Source organism: Kutzneria kofuensis (genome assembly GCF_014203355.1).
Classification (GTDB): Bacteria; Actinomycetota; Actinomycetes; order Mycobacteriales; family Pseudonocardiaceae; genus Kutzneria; species Kutzneria kofuensis.
In genome coordinates, this window is record NZ_JACHIR010000001.1 from 7,225,551 (window position 1) to 7,245,472 (window position 19,922).

Annotated in this window: 14 protein-coding genes; 9 read left to right on the top strand and 5 right to left on the bottom strand. The window is 70.9% G+C overall.

Features of this window, described 5'->3' with window-relative positions:
- From BJ998_RS32995 to BJ998_RS33005, 3 genes are all read left to right on the top strand, one after another.
- Positions 1-1,056, top strand: a complete 1,056-nt coding sequence (locus BJ998_RS32995) for a terpene synthase family protein (protein ID WP_184867226.1) — start codon at positions 1-3, stop codon at positions 1,054-1,056.
- A 397-nt stretch (positions 1,057-1,453) separates the two neighbouring features.
- On the top strand, positions 1,454-3,742 hold the full coding sequence (locus BJ998_RS33000; protein WP_184867227.1) for an ATP-binding protein: 2,289 nt from the start codon (positions 1,454-1,456) through the stop codon (positions 3,740-3,742).
- Positions 3,739-6,015, top strand: a complete 2,277-nt coding sequence (locus BJ998_RS33005) for an ATP-binding protein (protein WP_184867228.1) — start codon at positions 3,739-3,741, stop codon at positions 6,013-6,015. The genes BJ998_RS33000 and BJ998_RS33005 overlap by 4 nt, the downstream gene beginning before the upstream one ends.
- On the opposite strand, the gene BJ998_RS33010 is transcribed toward BJ998_RS33005, so the two are convergent.
- A complete protein-coding gene (locus tag BJ998_RS33010; RefSeq protein ID WP_184867229.1) occupies positions 6,012-6,719 on the bottom strand; it encodes an IclR family transcriptional regulator in 708 nt (235 codons plus the stop codon). The genes BJ998_RS33005 and BJ998_RS33010 overlap by 4 nt on opposite strands.
- Positions 6,720-7,015: 296 nt before the next feature.
- On the opposite strand from BJ998_RS33010, the gene BJ998_RS33015 reads away from it, so the two are divergent.
- The 3 genes from BJ998_RS33015 to BJ998_RS33025 all read left to right on the top strand — a co-directional run bounded on the left by BJ998_RS33015 (position 7,016) and on the right by BJ998_RS33025 (position 10,233).
- Positions 7,016-8,338, top strand: coding sequence for a cytochrome P450 (locus BJ998_RS33015; RefSeq protein WP_184867230.1), 1,323 nt, complete (start codon positions 7,016-7,018; stop codon positions 8,336-8,338).
- A gap of 139 nt (positions 8,339-8,477) precedes the next feature.
- Positions 8,478-8,636, top strand: a complete 159-nt coding sequence (locus tag BJ998_RS33020) for a hypothetical protein (protein WP_184867231.1) — start codon at positions 8,478-8,480, stop codon at positions 8,634-8,636.
- Positions 8,637-8,700: 64 nt separating this feature from the next.
- The gene (locus BJ998_RS33025) at positions 8,701-10,233 is read left to right on the top strand and encodes a dolichyl-phosphate-mannose--protein mannosyltransferase (RefSeq protein WP_184867232.1); all 1,533 of its coding nucleotides are present in this window, start codon (positions 8,701-8,703) and stop codon (positions 10,231-10,233) included.
- A gap of 1 nt (position 10,234) precedes the next feature.
- Here BJ998_RS33025 and BJ998_RS33030 read toward each other — a convergent pair whose 3' ends face one another.
- Positions 10,235-11,104: a Fe(II)-2OG oxygenase family protein gene (locus BJ998_RS33030; RefSeq protein ID WP_184867233.1), complete on the bottom strand. Its 870-nt coding sequence runs from the start codon at positions 11,102-11,104 to the stop codon at positions 10,235-10,237.
- 178 nt (positions 11,105-11,282) lie between these two features.
- Here BJ998_RS33030 and BJ998_RS33035 point away from each other — a divergent pair, with 178 nt between their 5' ends.
- Positions 11,283-13,976, top strand: a complete 2,694-nt coding sequence (locus BJ998_RS33035; RefSeq protein WP_184867234.1) for an AfsR/SARP family transcriptional regulator — start codon at positions 11,283-11,285, stop codon at positions 13,974-13,976.
- Here BJ998_RS33035 and BJ998_RS33040 read toward each other — a convergent pair.
- The 3 genes from BJ998_RS33040 to BJ998_RS33050 all read right to left on the bottom strand — a co-directional run bounded on the left by BJ998_RS33040 (position 13,951) and on the right by BJ998_RS33050 (position 17,123).
- A complete protein-coding gene (locus BJ998_RS33040; protein WP_184867235.1) occupies positions 13,951-14,391 on the bottom strand; it encodes a response regulator in 441 nt (146 codons plus the stop codon). The two genes, BJ998_RS33035 and BJ998_RS33040, sit on opposite strands and share 26 nt — an antisense overlap.
- On the bottom strand, positions 14,388-15,884 hold the full coding sequence (locus tag BJ998_RS33045; RefSeq protein WP_246488704.1) for a sensor histidine kinase: 1,497 nt from the start codon (positions 15,882-15,884) through the stop codon (positions 14,388-14,390). Before BJ998_RS33045 ends, BJ998_RS33040 begins: the two co-directional genes overlap by 4 nt.
- A 120-nt stretch (positions 15,885-16,004) precedes the next feature.
- Entirely contained in the window at positions 16,005-17,123 is a 1,119-nt protein-coding gene (locus tag BJ998_RS33050; protein WP_312890586.1) for a PP2C family protein-serine/threonine phosphatase, read from the bottom strand.
- Between the two features lie 196 nt (positions 17,124-17,319).
- On the opposite strand from BJ998_RS33050, the gene BJ998_RS33055 reads away from it, so the two are divergent.
- Together BJ998_RS33055 and BJ998_RS33060 are read left to right on the top strand one after the other, a co-directional pair.
- Entirely contained in the window at positions 17,320-18,105 is a 786-nt protein-coding gene (locus BJ998_RS33055; protein ID WP_312890440.1) for a S1 family peptidase, read from the top strand.
- 67 nt (positions 18,106-18,172) lie between these two features.
- Positions 18,173-19,921 carry a zinc ribbon domain-containing protein gene (locus tag BJ998_RS33060; RefSeq protein WP_184867237.1) on the top strand — a complete coding sequence of 583 codons (1,749 nt, stop codon included), beginning with the start codon at positions 18,173-18,175 and terminating at the stop codon, positions 19,919-19,921.
- Position 19,922: the final 1 nt, after the last annotated feature.

Consider the following 19,922-nt stretch of genomic DNA (forward strand, 5'->3'; position numbering starts at 1 on the left):
GTGACCATCTGCGACACAACCCTTCTCTGGTGCCCGATTCCGCCGGGAATCCACCCGAACTGGCGGCAGTGGGAGCGCGACACCGTCGCCTGGCTGGAAAGCTTCGCGCTCGAGGACGAGCAGCGGGAGAAGAAGCGGCTGCAGGCCATCATCGCCGGCGAGCTGGCCGGCCGTACCATCCTCAGCTGCGACGACCCGCCCGGAGCCCAGTTCTCCACCGACAGCCTGATGTGGCTGTTCGCGTTCGACGACGCGTACTGCGACGAGGGCCGCTACAGCCACGACCCCGCGGCCATGGCCATGCTCGTCGCCGAGATGGGCCGCATCGCCGAAACCGGCCGGACCGTGTCGACGAGCCCCCTTGCTCGTGCTCTGGCCGAGCTTCGGTCTCGTCTCGATGTCCTGGCCAGTCCCGCCCAGACCGCGCGGTGGGTGCACGCCATGAAGGGCTACCTCGGCTACCAGGTGTGGGAGGCCGCTTTCCGGCACACCGGCACGATTCCCACCCTCGACGAGTACGCCGTCGCCCGGATTCGCAACGGCAGCATGGAAGTCTGCGCCATGACCCTCGACATCGCCGAGGGCTACGAGGTTCCCGCCGCCGAGATCGACCGCCCCGACGTCCGCGCCCTCACCGAGATGGCCTGCTCGCTCGTCGGGTGGGACAACGACATCGCCTCGTACTACAAGGAACACGAGCGCAGCGGCGACCGGATCAACCTCGTCGACGTGATCGCCGACCAGAAGGGCTCGACCCCCGCCGAGGCCCTGCCGTCCGCCATCGCCCTGCGCGACGCCGTGCTGGCCCGCTACCTCGAACTCCGCGACGAGATCGAACCGCACGTGGGTTCCTTGACCTGGCGCTACATCGGCGGTCTGTCGGCGTGGATCCGCGGCAACCTCGACTGGAGCGCCAACACCGCTCGGTACCGTCGGCCCGACTGCCCCACCGTCGCCGTCACCTCCTCGCGTGAGTACGCGACCGGCGACTGCCCCCAGCCTCCCGGCATCGCCTGGTGGTGGACCGCCGACCCGACCCAGCCCGCAGCGGCGTGAGTGTTGGGGCCAAGTCGGTGCCGCTGGATGTCGGGCGACTGCGCCGGACGATCCCGAACCAGGTCCGCAGGGCGTTGATCGTGCGGGATCGGGGGTGCGCGTTTCCGGGACGCCACCGCAGACCGAGGCAGCGTCATGCGGGCTGAGGATCGACGGGGAAGGGCGGAGTTCGAGCGGCCCTGGTCGGAAGGCGGCCAGGGCGTCCGCCGTTCGGTCAGAGGGCGTTCCGTCGGCCGGAACGGGAGCTCGACCCGAGCGGAAAACGGGCCGTCGGATTATCCCATCTTTATTGATAAACCGGGTGGTTGGTCGGGATTGCGCCTGTTCATGTCCTGTATTACGTTCGTCTTCGCCAAGTCGCAGGCGGGCCACCCGGGAGCGTTAATTGATCAGCGAAGTGACCACCTTCGTTGGCCGGGGCAACGAACTGAACCAGGCATGCCACCTGTTGGGGGCGGTGCGGCTGCTGACGCTGATCGGGCCGGCCGGCGTCGGCAAGACGCGGCTGGCGCAGCACGTGGCGGCGAAGGCGGGCAGTGCCTTTGACGACGGGGTGGTCTTCGTCGAATTGGAGGCGCTGACGGACGCGGGGCTGTTACCGCAGGTGGCGGCGGCGGAACTGGGATTACGGGACGTGTCGGTGGCGCCGATGCCACAGTTGTTGTCCTTTCTACGAAATCGGTCGATGTTGATCGTGCTGGACAACTGCGAGCACATGGCCGCGGCCTGCCGGGAATTCGTGAATGCGGTGCTGGAGACGGCGCCGGAGGTCAGGGTGCTGGCGACAAGCCGGCACGTGCTGGGCGTTAGTGGCGAACAACTGCTGCCGGTGCGGCCGCTGTCGGTGCCGAAGCGGGCGGCGGACACCACCGACGACGCGATCACGCTGTTCACGGATCGGGCCACGTGTGCGCTGCCGCACTTCCGGCTGGACGACGACAACTGGGACACGGTGCTGGGCATCTGCTCGCGACTCGACGGCATACCGCTGGCGATCGAACTGGTGGTGCCCTGGCTCCGGGTGCTCTCGACCCACGACGTCCTGAGCCGGCTCGACGACACGTTCACGCTGATCACGGCGGAAGCGGCGGCGAGACCGTCGCGGCAGCAGACGCTGATCGCGGCGGTGGACTGGAGTTACGCGCTGTGCGCCCCGGACGAGCAGATCCTCTGGGCGCGGGCGTCGGTGTTCAGCGGCGGATTCACGGTCGAAGCGGTCGTGCAGGTGTGCGCGGACGAGCGGATCCCGGCGTCGGCGGTGCTGAGGCTGCTGGGCGGCCTGGTGGACAAGTCGGTGCTCATCCGGGACGAGGTCGACGGCGTGACCCGGCTCCGCATGCTGTACACGATCCGCCAGTACGGCCTGCAGCTGCTGGCGGAATCGGGCGACGAGCGACGGATCCGCGGCCGCCACCTCGACTACATGCTGCAGCTGGCGGAACGCTGCGCGGGGGAGTGGCTCGGCCCGAACCAGGTGGAGCTGGCGGCGGTGACCCGCCGTGAGCACAACAACCTCCGCTCGGCGTTGGACTTCGCCCTCGGCGACCCGCAACGACGGATTGTCGGCGCGCGGCTGGCCACGGCCCTGCAGTTCTACTGGCTGGACTGCGGCTTCATCGGCGAGGGCCGCCGCTGGCTGGACCGCGTGCTCGAACTCGACGACCTGCCCGTCCACACGAGGCAGAACGCGCTGTGGATCAACTCGTACGCCGCCACGGCGCTCGGCGAGCTCCCGACCGGGAGGCGCCTCGGCGAGCAGGCGGTGGCGATCGCGCGGGACACCGGCGACCCGCTGATGATGGCCAACGCGCTGCTGGCCTACGGGGGATCGGCATTCGTCGGCGGCGAGCTCGAACGAGGCCAGGAGGTCTACCACCAGTGCGTCGACCACTACGCGAAAGCGGGAGTGATCGACTGCCAGGCCATCCTCGCCCACGCGGCCCTGGGCATGAGCGCGGCCTTCGCCGGCAACCACGACCGGGCGGTGGCGGCGGCCGAGAAGGCGATCGAACTCGCCGACGCGCACGGCGAGCGGTGGACCCGTTCGTACGCGCACTACGCGGTGGCGGTGGCCACCTGGAAGATGGGCCGCACGGCGGAGGCGGCCCGGCACGCGATGACGGGCATCCGGATCAAGGACCAGTTCAACGACCTGCTCGGGCTGTCCCTGCTGGTGGAGCTGATGGCGTGGATCGCGGGCTCCGCCGGCGCGATGCCGCAGGCGGCGGAGGTGCTCGGCATCGCGAGCTCGCTGTGGCGGCACACCGGCGGCGAGGTGTTCCTCGCGTCCGACAACTGGGCGCTGCCGCACCGGCGCTGCGAGCAGGCGGCGCGAGCGGCGCTGGGCGACGAGCGGTACGAGTCGATCCACGCCAGGGGCGCGGCGAGCGCCGCCACCGTCGATGACGCCGTGGTGCAGACGCTCAGGGTCGCGACGGACCTGGCCGCCGCCCACGCGGCCGCGCCGACGGTGTTGACCAGCCGGGAGATCGAGGTCGCCGAGCTGGCCGCCGCCGGCGCGTCCAACAAGGAGATCGCCGCCCGGCTGGTGATCTCCACCCGGACCGCCGAGAAACACCTGGCCAACATCCTCAAGAAGCTCGGCTTCACCTCCCGGGCGCAGCTCGCGGCCTGGGTCGCCGACCGCCGCGGTGCGCCGAACCGCCAGCGTGGGAGCACGCCGTGAGCAGCCAGCTGACCACCTTCGTCGGCCGGGACACCGAACTCGCGGAAGCCCGTCGCCTCCTCGCCACGGCTCGGCTGCTCACCCTGGTCGGCCCGGCCGGTGTCGGCAAGACCCGCATCGCGCAGCGGATCGCGCGGGAGTCGGCCCCCGACTTCGCCGACGGCGTGGTGGTCATCGAGCTGGACGCGCTGAGCGACCCGGATCTGCTGCCGCAGGTCGCGGCGGTCGAGCTCGGCCTGCGTGACGTGCCGGCCGAACCCACCGCGCAGCTGTTGTCCTTCCTCCGCGCCAAAACCATGCTCATCGTGCTCGACAACTGCGAGCACATGGTCGCCGCCTGCCGCGAGTTCTTGACGGCCGTGCTCGCGGTGGCGCCCGCGGTCCGGTTCCTCACCACCAGCCGGCACGTCCTCGGCATCGGCGGCGAGCAACTCCTCCCGATCCGGCCGCTGTCGGTGCCCGACCGCTACGTGGCCGACCAGACCGACGACGCCGTCGCCCTGTTCGCCGACCGGGCCACGTTCGCCTTGCCGCACTTCACCGTCAACGAGGACAACTGCGACACCGTGCTCGGCATCTGCTCGCGGCTGGACGGCATCCCGCTGGCGATCGAGCTGGTCGTGCCCTGGTTGCGCGTGATGTCCGCCAGCGATGTCCTCACCCGGCTCGACGACACGTTCGCCCTGCTGACGGCCGAGGCCGCGGCCCGGCCGTCACGGCAGCAGACGTTGATCGCCGCGGTCGACTGGAGCTTCGCGCTGTGCGCCCCCGACGAGCAGACGCTGTGGGCGCGGGCGTCGGTGTTCACCGGCGGGTTCACCGTCGAGGCCGCCGCCGCGGTGTGCACCGACGAGCGGATTCCCGCATCGGCGCTGCTGAGGCTGCTTGGTGGCCTGGTCGACAAGTCCGTGCTGGTACGGGACGAGGTCGGCGGCGTGACCCGGCTCCGCATGCTCTACACGATCCGCCACTACGGGCTCCGGCTGCTGGAGAAGTCGGGCGACGAGCGGCGGTTCCGCCGCCGGCACCTCGACCACTTCCGGCAGTTGGTCGACCGCATCGGCCGGGAATGGTGCGGCCCCGACCAGATCGAGCTGCTCGCGCAGATGCGCCGTGAGCACAACAACCTGCGCGCCGCACTGGAGTTCGGTCTCGGCGATCCGGTGCGGAAGTTCGTCGGCGCCCGGCTGGCGACCGGGATGTACTTCTACTGGCTCTGCGGGTTCCTGGGCGAGTCGAGGCGCTGGCTCGATCGGGTGCTGGCCCTCGAACTCCTGCCCGACGCCGTTCGCCAGGACGCGCTGTGGATCAACTCCTACGCCGCGACGGCGCTCGGCGAACTGCCGGAGGGCAGGCGTTTCGCCGAGCAGGCCGCCGGGATCGCCGACCGGACGGGCGATCCGCTGATGGCGGCCAACGCGATGCTGATCACGGGCGGTTCGGCGTTCATCCGCGGCGAGTTCGAACTCGGGGACACGTACTACGAGCGGTCGGCCGAGTTCTACCGGCACGCCGAGGTGATCGACTGCCGGATCGTGTTGGCCTACGCGTCGATGGCGATGGTGGCGGCGACCGGCGGCGACCTGGTCCGGGCCGAGGCACGCGCGGCCGAGGCGATCGAGATCGCGGAGGCACGGGGCGAGCGGTGGGCGAACTCGTACGCGCACTACGCGGTCGCCCTGGCCAACTGGCGGGTGGGCCGGCACGCGGAGGCGGCCCGGCACGCGATGACCAGCCTCCGGCTCAAGTCGGAGTTCAACGACCTGCTCGGGCTCGCCGTGCTGTGCGAGACGGTGGCGTGGATCGCGACTTCCGCCTGTTCCGCGCAGCAGGCCGCCGAAGCGCTGGGCGTCGCGAGCATGGTGTGGCGGCACATGGGCAGCGAACTCGTCGTCACGTCCGACAACTGGCGCGTGCCGCGCAGCCAGTGCGAGGAGGTGGCGCGGTCGGCGTTGGGGGACGAGCGATACGGCACGGCGTACGCGGGAGGCACGGCGATCGGCGCCAACCTCGACGACGCCGTCGAGCACCTGTTGACGGTGTGCGCCACCGTCGTGGCGGCGGCAGCCGGCCATGTCCCGACCACCCTGACCGGCCGGGAGCTCGAAGTCGCCGAGTTGGTCGCGGTGGGGGCGTCCAACAAGGAGATCGCGGCGCGCCTGGTGATCTCCATCCGCACGGCGGAGAAGCACCTGGCGAACATCATGAAGAAGCTCGGTTTCACCTCCCGCGCACAGCTCGCGGCCTGGGTCGTCGACCGCCGGGTGTCCTAGGCCGCCCAACACACTTCACGCAACGCGGCGTCCGACACCCTGCGCAGCCAGAGCAGGGCTCGTGCCCGGTCCGCCTGTCCGTTCGCGCCCTCGACCACCAGCGCGATCGCCGGCGGCCTCGGCAGCCGCAGCGGCACGGCCAGGCACGTGCCGCCGTGCGGGCCGGTCAGTTCCGCGAACCCGCGCTGCCGGATCCGCATCAGGTCGCCGCCGAGCTCGGCGGCCTCGCGGATGCCGAGACCGGCCAGCCGGATCACGCCGCGCGCCGCGGTTTCGTCGTACGCGAGCAGCAGCCGCCCGGCGGCCGACAGGTGGGCGGCGACCCGGCCCGTGTCGTCGCTCGGGCCCCACACGTGGCGGTGGCCGTAGACGCGGTGCGCGAACTCCACCTCCGTCCCGTCGAGCACCGCGAGGCTCGCGGTCATGCCGGTACGCACCAGGAGATCGCCCAGGAACGGCGCCAGCCGGCGTAGCGCGTCGTAGTGCGCGCCGGACTTCGGCGTCGTCGTCGAGGAGAACCGGGCCGGCTGGTAGTGGCTGCCGACCCGTGTGACCAGGCCGGCCGAGGTCAGGGCCCACAGCATGCGGTGGGTGGTCGACTTCGCGATCCCGGTGCGAACGCTCAGCTCCGTCAGCCGCATCGGCGTGCCGGCCTCGCGCAGCGCGGCGAAAACCAACAGGGCCTTCCCGATCGATCGTGGCAACCGCTGATCCTCCACGTCACACCTCCGGCTCGTGACGGCAATTGGCGGGTACAGCCTCCACCCAACGGTCCTGAGCCAGCTATTGGTGAAGATACGCAGCTTCCTGTGGGCGGTTCCACGTACGCAGTGCGGGCCGCCGTCTACGTAGTCGGCACGCGGCGTACGTAGTGCGGCCGGCATGTTCCGCCCGGCGGAACCCGTCTTGCCCCGGATGGCCGAGGTCGAGCTCAATATCGGTGCTCTTGCCGCGAATGGGTGGACCCACTCGAGAATTCAGGGGGCGAATGATGACTATCGTGTCGAAGCCCGAGCCGAAAACGTCGCGAGTGCCGTCGGCGCCGTCGGCATGGGCCCTCGTCGGCCATGCGCCGAGCCTGATGCGGGACCCGGCGGGCTTCCTGGCGGCGTGCCGGGACAGCGGGCACGACCTGGTGGAGCTGCGGCTCGGCCCGCGGCGGGCGCTGCTGCTGTGCAAGGCGGCGGTGGTCAACCGGGTGCTGGCCGAGCAGGCCGAGGACTACGGCAAGGGCGGCCCGTTCTGGGACGCGATGCGGCCCATTCTCGGCAACGGCGTCGGCACCTGCGACGGCGACGAGCACAAGCGGGCCCGTCGATTGCTGCGGCCGGCGTTCAACCGCGCCGCGGTCAACGGTTACAGTGAAATGATCGACGATTCGGCCAGTGTGCTGGCCGAATCGTGGCGGCCGGGACAACCGGTGCGGGTGGCCGCGGAAATGATGGCATTCACCTCCCGGATCACCGTTCGCGCGCTGCTGCCCACCATTGACGAGGCGGAAGTCGAACGATTCGTGCGGATGATGCCCATTCTCACCGAGGGCGCCTTCTATCAGCTCGTGCTGCCGTCATTCGCGCAGTTGCTGCCGACCGCGCACAACCGTCTCTACCAGAAGACGCGGGCCGAGGCGCGTGATGCCGTCGCACGGCTGGTGAAGCAGGCCCGCGCCGTGGACGAACAGGCTGGCCAGTGCCCCGCGCACCAGGGCCACGGCCTGCTGGCGTCGGCGATCGTGACCGGGCGGCAGGAGGAGTTGCCCCCGTTCACCGACGAGGAACTGGCCGACCAGGTGATGACGGTGCTGTTCGCCGGCATCGAGACCAGCGCGAACGTGCTGTCGTGGGCGTTGTGCCTGCTGGCCTCGCATCCGGAGACCGCCGACCGGATCGCCGAGGACACCGAGGGCGAGGTGGTGCACCGGGTGATCGCCGAGACGATGCGGTTGTACCCGCCGGGTTGGATCTTCAGCCGGAACTCGACGCGGCCGGTGGAGCTGTCCGGCCACCACCTGCCGGCCGGCACCGACTTCATCATCAGCCCCTTCCTGTTGCACCGGGAACCGCGGGTCTTCGACCGTCCCGAGCAGTTCGACCCGGACCGCTGGCGCGACATGGATCCCGACGTGAAGCGCAGCTACCTGCCGTTCGGTCTCGGCCCGCGGCGGTGCCTCGGCGAGTTGCTCGCCAACGCCGAGATGGTGGCGGCGCTGACCACCCTGTGCCGGCGGTGGCGATTCAGCCTTCCCGAGGGCCGCACGGTTGTGCCGCGCTTCCGCAGCGTCCTCATCCCGCACGGTCTCGAACTGGACGTGCACCCCAGGTGACGCCGGCCACTGGCTGTCGTTGCCCGCACGGGCAACGAAAGCGGGCCTTCGGTTGGGTCTCGAGTGCCCGTGGAGAAGACATGGAGAACGGGCCCGCACTCTGGTCGTACCGACTACCGGACCGAGGAAGTGAATGGTCATGAGCGACACGTTCCACGACATCGCCGACGTGCTGGACCGGGTGTACCGCGAGCAGGACGCGATGGACGCCGTCGACGAGAACACGGTTGCCGGGCTGCGGGTCGCGGTGGACGGACCCGTGGCCGTCTCGGTTTCCATGCCGGCCCGCGCGGCCTGAGCCCCGCTCGCGTTCGACGCGCCCTGACCCGGTGCTCACGCCGGGTACGGCAGGATCTCCCGGCATGGGGACGATCGACGGCGTTGTGGACGTCGGGGAACTGCCGCCGGCGACGCAGCCGTCCACCGCCGGGCCGCTGGACCGGCTGGCCGTCTGGCGGCCGACCGACACCCTTCGCGGCTGGCTCGTCACCATCACCGTCACCCTGGTCGGCGGCCTGGTCCGGTTCTGGCATCTCGGCTCGCCGACCGACCGCGGCTATCCCGTCTTCGACGAGAAGTACTACGCGCCGGAAGCGTGGCAGATGCTGCGCAACGGCGGCTACGAGGACGACGTCGGCGAGAAGTACGCGTTCATCGTCCACCCGCCGGTCGGCAAGTACCTCATCTCCATCGGCGAATGGCTGTTCGGCTACGACGGCTGGGGCTGGCGGTTCTCCTCGGCGGTCGCCGGCGCCGTGTGCGTCTTCCTCATCGTCCGAATCGGACGGCGGCTGACCCGGTCGACGATGCTCGGCGCGCTGGCCGGCGTGTTCCTGATCTGTGACGGCGTGAGCCACGTCCAGTCCCGGACAGCGTTGCTCGACATCTTCGTCGCCCTGTTCGTCGTGATCGCCTTCGGCTGCCTGCTCGTCGACCGCGACCAGGTACGGAATCGGCTGGCGGTGGCGGTCGGCGAGGGCTGGGCGGAGGAATCTCCGTGGGGCCCGCGTCTGGGCTTTCGGTGGTGGCGCTTCGCCGCCGGCATCTCGCTGGGGTTGGCCTGCGGGGTCAAGTGGAACGGCATCTACTACATCGTCGCCTTCGGCCTGCTGTCGGTGATCTGGGACGCGACGGCCCGGCGCGCCGCCGGGGTGGACCGCCCGTGGGTGGGGGCGTTGGTCCGGGACGTGCTGCCGGCGCTGTGGTCGCTCGTGGTGATTCCGGTGGCGGTGTACTTCGCCATGTGGTGGGGCTGGTTCGGCAGCGAGACCGGCGTCGACCGGCACACGTACGCCTCCGTCTTCCAGTCGTTCCTCGGCTACGAGGCCGACGTGCTGCATTTCCACGAGACCCTGCTCAGCAGCAATCACCACCACTACTGGGAATCGAAGCCGTGGACCTGGCCGATGGGGTTGCGGCCGATGCTGTACTACATCGAGCAGAGCCCCAGCCCGTACGCCGCCGGGTGCGGCGCGAGCCAGTGCGTGAGCGCGGAGATGCTGGTCGGCACGCCGGCGATGTGGTGGCTGGCGTTCCCGATGATCGGCTGGTCGCTGTGGCGGGCCCTGGTCAGGTTCGACTGGCGCCACGCCGCCGTCATGGTCGGCTACATGGCCGGCCTGCTGCCCTGGTTCATCAGCATCGACCGGCAGATGTTCTTCTTCTACGTCACCCCGATGGCGCCGTTCCTGGTGCTGGGCCTGGTGTTGGCGTGCGGCGACATCCTCGGCCGCGCGAAGGCCGGCGCCGAACGCCGCGGCACGGGACTGCTCTTGGTGGCCATCTACACGGGCCTGGTGGTGGCCGACTTCGTCTGGCTGTGGCCGATCCTCAACGGCGTCCCGATCAGCAACGCCCAGTGGCAGGCCGAACTCTGGCTGCCGAGCTGGCGCTGAGTCAGAGGATCCGCGGGTGCCGGCCGCCGCCGGCCATCCGGCGGAGGTTGCGGCTGACGGTGATCCGCTTCAGCCAGTCGCCGCCGAGCCGGCCGTGCGCGGCCAGGTAGTTGTCGACGATCAGCAGGCTGCCGGGGGCGACGGCGACCTCCTGCTGGACCCGGTCGAGCTCGGCCAGCAGCCGGTCGAGGGCCTGCCGGGCGCCGGGGTCGAGAGGCAGGCAGCGGTCGAGCCGCAGGTACGGCTCGATCTGGTCGCCGAACAGCACGGCCGCCGGCCCCGCGGCGAAGCGGAACCGCTCCTCGGCGAGGACTTCCCGGGTGCCGTCGTCGAGATCCACGTCCCGCGCCGACGCCAGCGTGACGTGGCCATCGCGCATGCCGAGGAACGCCAGGTAGTCGCAGTGCGAGCCGCTCTCCGTGTGCAGATCGCGGCGGTCCGATCCGGTGGGAAGGATGTTCTGCACCATCCGGCCGTTCTGCACGCAGTCGCGGGCAAAGGGATCGCCGACGCACATCGCGCACAGCGCCATAATGGTTTCCGGGACGAGGGTGTGGTTCCGGGAATGTGGCACGTCCCAGTGCGGCGGAATCGCGACGTCGTCCACCGGCAGGCCCTGGATCAGGCACGCGGCGTGCGACTCGGTCATCCGGAACCGCTGCAGGAAGTCCCGCAGCCCCGTGGGAAGCAGTTCCACGTCCAGCCAGTGCCGGTCGTAGAACTCCGGCTCGGTCGGCCGGACTCCCGATTCGACCAGCGCGGTGACATCGGTCAGCAGCGCTTCGGCGGCGCGCTTGTCCAGGTGGTATTCGTGCGGGGAACGGACGCGGTGGGTCGCTGGCGAGCGAAACGCCGTGGCCATCGTGGTCATCCGTTCCGTCGTTGGGCGAATGCTGAACGGACGCTACGGCCGCGGCCGCGAGGCCGGCAAGCGACACGGTCATCGCGGGCAGCCGAAGCCGGTGATTAAGGCAGGGCTGAGGTGCACTTGATCAAGACTTGAGCGGAGCGGGTTGCGCGCGCGACCCGGGGTCCGCTCGAATGGCCCGGTGGTGGATCCGGCGGTGCGGCTGCTCGGCCCGGTCGGCGCGACGCTGGCCGGCGCGGAGCTGAACCTCGGCGCGCCGGGGCCGCGGTCGCTGTTCGCACGGCTGGCGCTGAGCGTGGACGAGACCGTGTCCGCGGACGATCTGGTGGACGCGCTGTGGGGCGAGGCGCCGCCGAGGACAGCACGGTCCACTGTGTACACGTACGCCTCCATCCTGCGGAAAGCCTTGGGCGACAAGGCGTTGATCGGCAGCCGGGCCGGCTATCGGTTGGCGCTGCCGGCCGAGACCGTCGACGTGCGTCGGTTCGAGGCGACCTTCCGCGCCGCGCGCCGGCTGTGGTCGGCGGACGACCACGGGGCAGTGCTGGCGGAATGCGAGCGAGCCCGGCGGGAATGGGGCGGCGTGCCGCTCGGCGGCGCGGTCGGCCCGTTCGTCCAGCGCGAGCGCGAGCGGCTCGACGCGCTCTTCCTGGACGTCCAGGAACTGCGCTGCGCCGCGCTGGTGGAGATCGGCCGCCCGGCCGACGCGATCGCCGATCTCTCCGAGCTGGCCAGGGAAAACCCGCTGCCCGAACGTCTGCACGAGATGCTGATGACCGCGCAGCACCGCAGCGGCCGGACCGCCGAGGCGCTGCGGACCTACGACCGCGTCCGGCGGGCGCTGGACGACGAACTCGGCATCGACCCCGGTCGGGGCCTGCGCGAGGCGTACGAGCTCGTGCGGTCGGAACCCGACAAGCCGTCGGTGGTGCCGGCCCAGCTGCCGCACGGTGGTGGCGCGCACTTCACCGGCCGCGCAAGGCATCTGCGGGAACTGCAGGCCGTCGGGCCCGGCTCGGTGGTGGTCATCGACGGCCCGGCGGGCGTCGGCAAGACCACGCTGGCGATCCGGTTCGGGCACCTGGTCGCGGACCGGTTCCCGGACGGGCAGCTGTTCGTCGACCTGCGTGGCTTCGACACCCGGTCCGGGCCGGTCGCCCCCGCCGACGCACTCGACCGCATGCTGCGGGCGCTCGGTGCGGAGGAGCAGCCGGCCGACCGCGCCGAGCGCTACCGGTCACTGCTGGCCGGCCGGAAGGTCCTCGTGGTGCTGGACAACGCCGTCAGCGCCGACCAGGTGCGCCCGCTGCTGGCCGACGCCCCGGGCTGCCTCACGCTCGTCACCAGCCGGAACCGGCTGATCCTGGGCGGGCCGCGGGTCGGCCTGAACACGTTGTCGCCGGCCGAATCCGTGGCGCTGCTGGCCAGCGTGCTCGGAGCCGACCAGGTCCGCGAGGACCCCGACGCCGCCAGCGAGCTCGCCGACCAGTGCGGTCACCTGCCGCTGGCGCTGCGGGTGGCGGCCGAGCGGATCGGCTCCGGCGCGTACGGACTCACGGACATGGTCGACGAGCTGCGGCGCGAGGAGGACCGCCTCGACGTGCTCGCGCAGGACGACGACGAGTTGTCGGACGTGCGGGCGGTCTTCCGCCTCTCCTACCGGTCCCTCGACCCCGAGCAGGCGCGCGCCTTCCGGCTGCTCGGTGTGCATCCGGGCACCGACATCGACCTGCACGAGGCGGCCGCCCTGCTCGGCGTCGACCTCGGCACGGCCCGCGACACGGTGGCCGGCCTGGTGCGGCAACACCTGGTCCAGCCGACCGGAACCGACCGCTACCGGCTGCACGACCTGCTCCGGATCTTCGCGGCGGAACAGGACGAGCCCGAAGCCGACGCGGCCGTCTCAAGGCTGCTGGCCTGTGCCCTCGCCGCGGCGCATGCCGTACGGGCGGAGCTCATGCCGGGGCTCGGCGACATCGTTGCCGACGCGCGGTGTCCGCACCCGCCGCCGACCGGCTACGACGCGGCGCTGACCTGGGCGGCCGATCGGCTGCCCACCCTCGCCGCCACGGTCCGGGCCGCCGCCGACCGTGGGCACGACCGGTACGCCGCGCAGCTCGCGGCCACGCTGGCGGTGCTGTGTTATGGCACGAGCCACTGGGTGCTGTGGCTGCAGGTGATCGAGATCGGGCTGGCCGCCGCCCGCCGCACCGACGACCCGCTCAACATCGCGCGGCTGTGCAACGACGCCGGCGTGGCCTACGACTTCCTGCCCGGCCACGAGGACCAGGCCATCGCCTGCCACGAGGTCGCCGCGGAGATCCTGGCGGGGCTCGACCGCACCGATCCCGCGGTGGCGGCCAACCTCGCCGTGGCGCACGTGATGTTGGGCCGGCTGCGGGGCTCGCTGGAGTTGCTGGAGCGGGACCTGGACAGCGCCCACGAGCAGGCCAATCCGCTGTTCGAGGCCATCGCCGCGTTCAACCTGAGCATCGCGCTGTCGGCGCGGGGCGACTCCGCGCGGGCGCTCGAGTACGGCCGCCGCGGCGCCGCCGTGCTCACCGCCTCGGGCGCGGCCAACCGGCCCATGTTCGGGCACGCGTCCGAGCAGGTCGGCATGTCCTTCCTGCAGGCGGGTCACCCGGCCGAGGCGATCGGCCACCTCGAGGAGGCGCTGGCCGTCTGGCGGGAACTCGACAACCAGCGGGGCATGGCCACCGCGATGCACTCGCTGGCCGAGGCCCGTCACCGGGCCGGCCGCGCCGACGGCGTGGCGGAGTTGCTGACCGCCGCCCTGCCGCTGGCCGACCGGAGCCGCGCCGCCGCGATCCGGGCGCTGCTGGCCGAGGTCAGCGGGGCAGCTTCACCACGGTGACGAAGAAGTCGTCGATCTGGCGGATGACGTCGATGAACCGGTCGAAGTCCACCGGCTTGGTGACGTAGGCGTTGGCGTGCAGGTCGTAGCTGCGCAGGATGTCCTCCTCCGCCTCCGACGTGGTCAGCACGACGACGGGGATGCTGCGCAGCGACTCGTCGGACTTGATCTCGGCGAGCACCTCGCGGCCGTCCTTGCGCGGCAGGTTGAGGTCCAGCAGCACCAGCCCGGGCCGCGGCGCGTCGGCGTACTCGCCCTCGCGGCGCAGGAACTGCAGCGCCTCCACGCCGTCGGCGACCACGTGCAGCTTGTTGCGCAGCTTGTGGTGCTCGAACGCCTCGCGGGTCATCAGCACGTCGCCCGGGTCGTCCTCGACCAGCAGCACGTCCACGACCTCGACGAACGATTCCGTCACTGGTCCTGCTCCTCCTCGACGACCGGCAGGGTGAACCGGAACACGGTGCCCCGGTCGGCGTCGGTGTCCAGCCAGATCCGTCCGCCGTGATACTCGATGATCTTCCGGCACATCGCCAGGCCGATCCCCGTGCCCGGGTAGGCGTCCTTCGGATGCAGCCGCTGGAAGATCACGAAGACCCGCTCAGCGTACTCCGGCTCGATCCCGATGCCGTTGTCGGCACAGGTGAAGGTCCAGAATTCACCGTCACGCTCGGCCGACAGCGTCACCTTGGGCGGGTCGTCGCCGTGGAACTTCACGGCGTTGCCGATCAGGTTCTGGAACACGGCGGTGAGCAGCGCCGGCTCGCCCCGCACGGACGGCAGCGGACCGGCCTCGATCTGCGCGCCGGACTCCTCGATCATCGTGCCCAGGTTGGCCTTCGCCTGCTCGAGTATGTCGTTGCAGTCGACGACGACCTGCTCCCTGGTCAGCCGCCCGACCCGGGAAAACGACAGCAGGTCGTTGATCAGGATCTGCATCCGCTTCGCGCCGTCCACGGCGAAGGCGATGTACTGGTCGGCCCGCTCGTCCAGCTGCCCTTTGTAGCGCCGCTCCAGCAACTGACAGAAGCTGGCCACCTTGCGCAGCGGCTCCTGCAGGTCGTGCGAGGCGACGTAGGCGAACTGCTCCAGGTCGCGGTTGGAGCGTTCCAGCTCGTCGTGGACCTGCTGCAGCGTGTCCAGCTCGTTCACGATGTGCAGCCGCATCTGGTCGACGTCCGCGGCGAGGCCGGCGAACTCCCGCGACCCGCTGCCGGACACCTTGCGCTGGAACTGGCCGTCCGCGACCAGCCGCACCTCCGTCGCCAGCTTCGACAGCGGCCGCACCACGCCGTAGTGGGCCAGCAGCGACAGCAGGAGGATCAGCGCCAGCAGCGTCACCACGACGACAACACCGACCACGATCAGGTTGTCGGCGGCGGTGTTCAACACCGCGCGGCCGGACGCCCGAGCGTCGGCCAGCTGCGTCTCCTGCACCCGCAACGCGCCCGTGACCTGGTCGAACAGTGCCTTGCCGCGTTCGATGTCACCGGCGCTGGCCTGGGCCAGTGCCGGCGCCGCGTACTCGGCCCGCCACTGGTCGGCGGCCCGCTGCACGGCGTCCAGCGACGCGCTCGCCGACGCCAGGTCGCCGGTCTGCAGCCCACGCAGCACCTGCACGGCCTGCGCCTCCTGCTGCTGGCCCTCGTGGTACGGCTGGAGGAAGTCCTGCCGACCGGTCAGCACGTAGCCGCGCAGCCCGTTCTCCTCGCTGACCAGGGCGTTCGACAACACCAGCGCCTCACGCGCGGCCGGATCGATCTGGTCGACGACCAGCGCCCGCGCGACGTAGAGGCCGTGCAGCCCCCACGCGCCGACGCCGACCGCGGCGGCCACCACCAACACCATCACCACGACCACGGCCAGGTACCACCGGCCCAGCGGCCAGCCCGGCCCCATTCGCTCGTCCATGATCTCTCCAGCATCGGGCAGCGCGCGGATGTGCGCAGCGCGAGCGGGCTCGGTTTGTCACATGCGCTTCCCATGTGGCATCAGACGCCAAGTAGGAAGCGCACGTGGCAGCAGGCGGCCCTACCGGCTGTCCGTCAGCACCACCAGCGCCAGGTCGTCGTCGAGCTCGCCGACCGTCATCCGCTCCACCGCCGACGCCAGGTCGCCGACCAGGTTGCCCCGGTCGCAGCGCGCCACCAGGTCGACCAGGCCCTCCACGTCCAGTCGCTCCGAGCCGACGCCGATGCGCCCCTCGATCAGGCCGTCCGTGTACAGCAGCAGCGACCAGCCCGGCGGCAGCGGCAACTCCAGCGCCGACCACTTCGCCTCGGTCAGCACCCCCAGCGGCAGCCCTGCCCGGTCCCGCGGCAGCGGCCGCGGCCCGGCGTCGTCGATCAGGATCGGCGACGGGTGCCCGGCCAGGTACACGGCGGCCGACGACTGGTCCGGCGCGATCGTGGCCATGCACAGCGTGGTGAAGATGCCCTCCCGGTGCCGCTCGTGGATCAGCAGCTCCTGCAACGTGCTCAGCACCTGGTCGTCGGCCTGCCCGGCCAGCACCAGCGCCCGCCACGCGATCCGCAGGCACACGCCCAGCGCCGCCTCGTCCGGGCCGTGCCCGCAGACGTCGCCGATCACCACGTGCAGCGAGCCGTCGGTGCCCGTGACGGCGTCGAAGAAGTCGCCGCCCAGCTGCATCCGCCGCTGGCCCGGCCGGTAACGGGACGTGAGCACGGGGGATTTCTCGGTGAGCAGCGGCGACGGCAGCAGGCCGCGCTCCAGGCGGGCCGTCTCCTGCGCCAGCAGCCGCTCCTCGCGCAGCTGCCGGTGCATGTCCTCGGCCCGGCGGCGCTCGACCGCGTACCGGATGCCGCGCAGCAGCAGCGAACCGTCGACCTGCCCTTTGACCAGATAGTCCTGTGCGCCGACCGCGAGCGCCTGGATGCCGCGCTCCTCGTCGTCGTGACCCGTGAGCACGAGCACCGCCGCCTGGCCGGCGCGGTCCAGGATGCGGCGCAGGCCGTCCAGCCCACTGGCGTCGGGCAGCCCGAGGTCCAGCAGCACGCAGTCGAAGCCGGGCAGCATCTCGACCGCGTCCCGCGCGGTCCGTGCCCTGGTCACCTCGACCGGCGCGCCCACCTCGTCGAGCAGCGCGGTGACCAGCACTGCGTCACCGTCGTCGTCCTCGACCAGCAGCACCCGCAACTGTCGTGCCCTTTCGTGACAAGTCCTCTGCGGGGATCTTAGGTGTGCGACACTCCGGGCACGCATCGATGGTCACCCGCACGCGTCCCTTGTGACCGTCGCGTTGTCTTCCTAGCGTGCCAACCGTCCATCCGGGCCTGGCCGTTCGGCCGGATGGCACCGACATCCCCGTGAGATTGGACTAGTTCCCGTGGCGCACAAGCGTTACGCAGTCGCGATCGCGGCTGCCTTCGTGACGGCGGGTGCGTTGGCCGCCGCCCCCGCGAACGCGGTCGCGAACGGTCACGACGCGACTCCAGGCATGTTCCCGTTCGATGTGAAGTTCACCATGACGAACATCCCCAATCCGGACGGCACCACGCGGTCCAGCGCGTGTTCCGGCGCGCTGATCGCACCCCAATGGGTGATCACCGCCGGGCACTGCTTCCACGACGTCAACCGCAATCCGGTCAGCGGCCCCGTGCCGTACCCGACGACGGCGACGCTGGGCAAGGTGGACCTCGCCGACAAGGGTGGCCAGACCGTGAACGTGACCGACGTGCGCCAGGCCCCGAAGGGGGACATCGCGCTCGGAAAGCTGGACAGGCCCGTCTACGGCATCCTGCCGCTGTTGGTGAACCGGCAGCAGCCGGCCGTGGGGCAGAAGCTGACCCTGGCCGGCTGGGGCGCGACCGACTCCGTCAACCCGGTCCCCGGCACGCACATGACCTACGGCGAGGTCGCGGTCGGCGCGGTCGAGGACGTCGACCTGCTGGTGCACGGCGTCTCGCCGGCCGCCGACACGAGCGCGTGCCTGTACGACTCCGGCGCGCCCTACTTCAAGCCGGTCGGCGTCAAGACCGGCGTGCTGGTGGCCGTGGAGAGCGACGGCCCGGACTGCCCGCACGACACGCCGGAGACCACCACCCGGGTGGACGTCGTCGCGGACTGGATCGGCAGCCAGCTGGGCTACGCCGGCGTTGCCGCGAACGAGTGACATGAGCTAACGACTTCCGGTCGAGGACGCGATCTCCGGGCGGGGCACCGGCCCGGAGGGAGCAACCATGGCTGCCGGCATCACCGAACGGAATCAGCACTGTTGGCGCTGCGCCACGGTGAATTCCGGCGGCGACAAGTTCTGCCAGAGCTGCGGGGCCTCGCTGGTGCAGCGCGACAACACGACGCGATACCTGTGTGCGGCCGCGCAGCTCAGCGAGGTTTACGCCAACGCGGCGATCCGCGAGTTCCTGGTGGAACCGCTGCGCGCCATCCCGCCGACGCCCGGCGTGGACACCACGGCGGTGCTGCGGGAGGCCGTCGCCTCCCGGGCCCGCCGGCGGCTCCGGGACGGCGTGCTGCTGGCGCTGCTGGCCGCGCTGCTGATCGCCAACCCGGTGCTGTTCGTGCCGTGGCTGGTGTTCGCGCTGCTGCTGGCGCTGTTGCTGGGTCGCTTCGAGATCAGCCGGCGCAGCGCGATCGTCGGCGTCGTCGTGGTCGTTGTCGGCCTGGTGATCGTCACGTTGCTCGGCTCCTTCGGCATCGCCGCGCTGGCGATCTTCTCCTCGCTCGACGAGTCGTCGAGCAGCGGCGGCTACTACCCCGGCGGCCCGCAACCGTCGACGGGCAGCGGTTTCCTGACCGTCGACCTGATCATCACGGTGCTCCTGCTGCTGGCGATCGTCGCCGTGGTCGCGGTGGACGAGTTCGCCGTGCACTACTTGGTGTTCAACCGCTTCCGCCGCGCCGACTTCCTCGCCGACGGCCGGACCAGCCCGCACGAGTGGGAGCGCCGGCTGCGCGGCCTCGGGCTGCCGACGTACCACCTGCCGCTGCAGCGGGTCGCCGCCGCCACCGAGCAGGCCGACCGGCGCGCCACCGACGCGGATGTGGTGGTGCACCGGGGTTTCTCGCCGTTCATCGGCGCCGGCGTGCCCGTGCACGAGCAGCTGATCGCGCTGCCGCTCGAACCGTCCGATGAGGACGAGGAGCCGGAAGCCATCAGCGTCACCGGCCTGCACGACCACGTCACCCAGGCCATCAACCGGTTACGCACCACGTCCACGCTCGGGCCGGGCCGCCGGCTGGAGGACCTGGTGCGGCGCGAGCAGGTGCTGATCCCCGCCGACCGGCTGGTGATCGACCACCTGATCGTGCCGGAGATCCTGCCGGACCTGTACCACGCGCCGACGTCACGGATCCCGGTCGACCAGGCGCGGTCGCTGGCCGACGCGGCCGTGGAGTGGGCGCGGTACTACAGCTGCTACCGGGTCGAGGCGTGGGACCGCGACCTCACCACCTCGTGCTACGTGCATGCCGGCACCGACCAGAAGATGCTGTTCCTGGAGTGGCGGTTCTTCGCGCTGCTGCCGATCATGCCGGGCTTCCGCGCGATCGACGAGTACCGCGATCCCCTGCTGGCGCCGATCAAGTCCACCCTGCTGGAGCTGCTGATCCTGCCGGCCACGATCGTGCGCCGGCTCGTGTCGGTGTTCCGCCGGTTCAAGCCGTTGAAGCAGGGCGTGAACGAGGTGATGCCGGCCAAGTACGGCGCCGACCGCAGCCTGCGCGAGTTCGCCCAGGCCGACCGGGTGCAGAGCTACTTCCAGGACGTCGACGTGGAGCGGTACGTGCGGATCCTGGACTCCACGCTGTTCCGCGCGGTCGGGCAGTACCTGCAGGAGCGCGGCTACTCGGTGGTGGAGTTCATGAAGCTGGCCGACCCCATGGTCAACAACTACAACCTGCAGGGCAGCACGCTCGTCGACTCCGCGGTCGGCACCCGCGCGAGCGTCAACAACACCAAGAAGGGCTAGG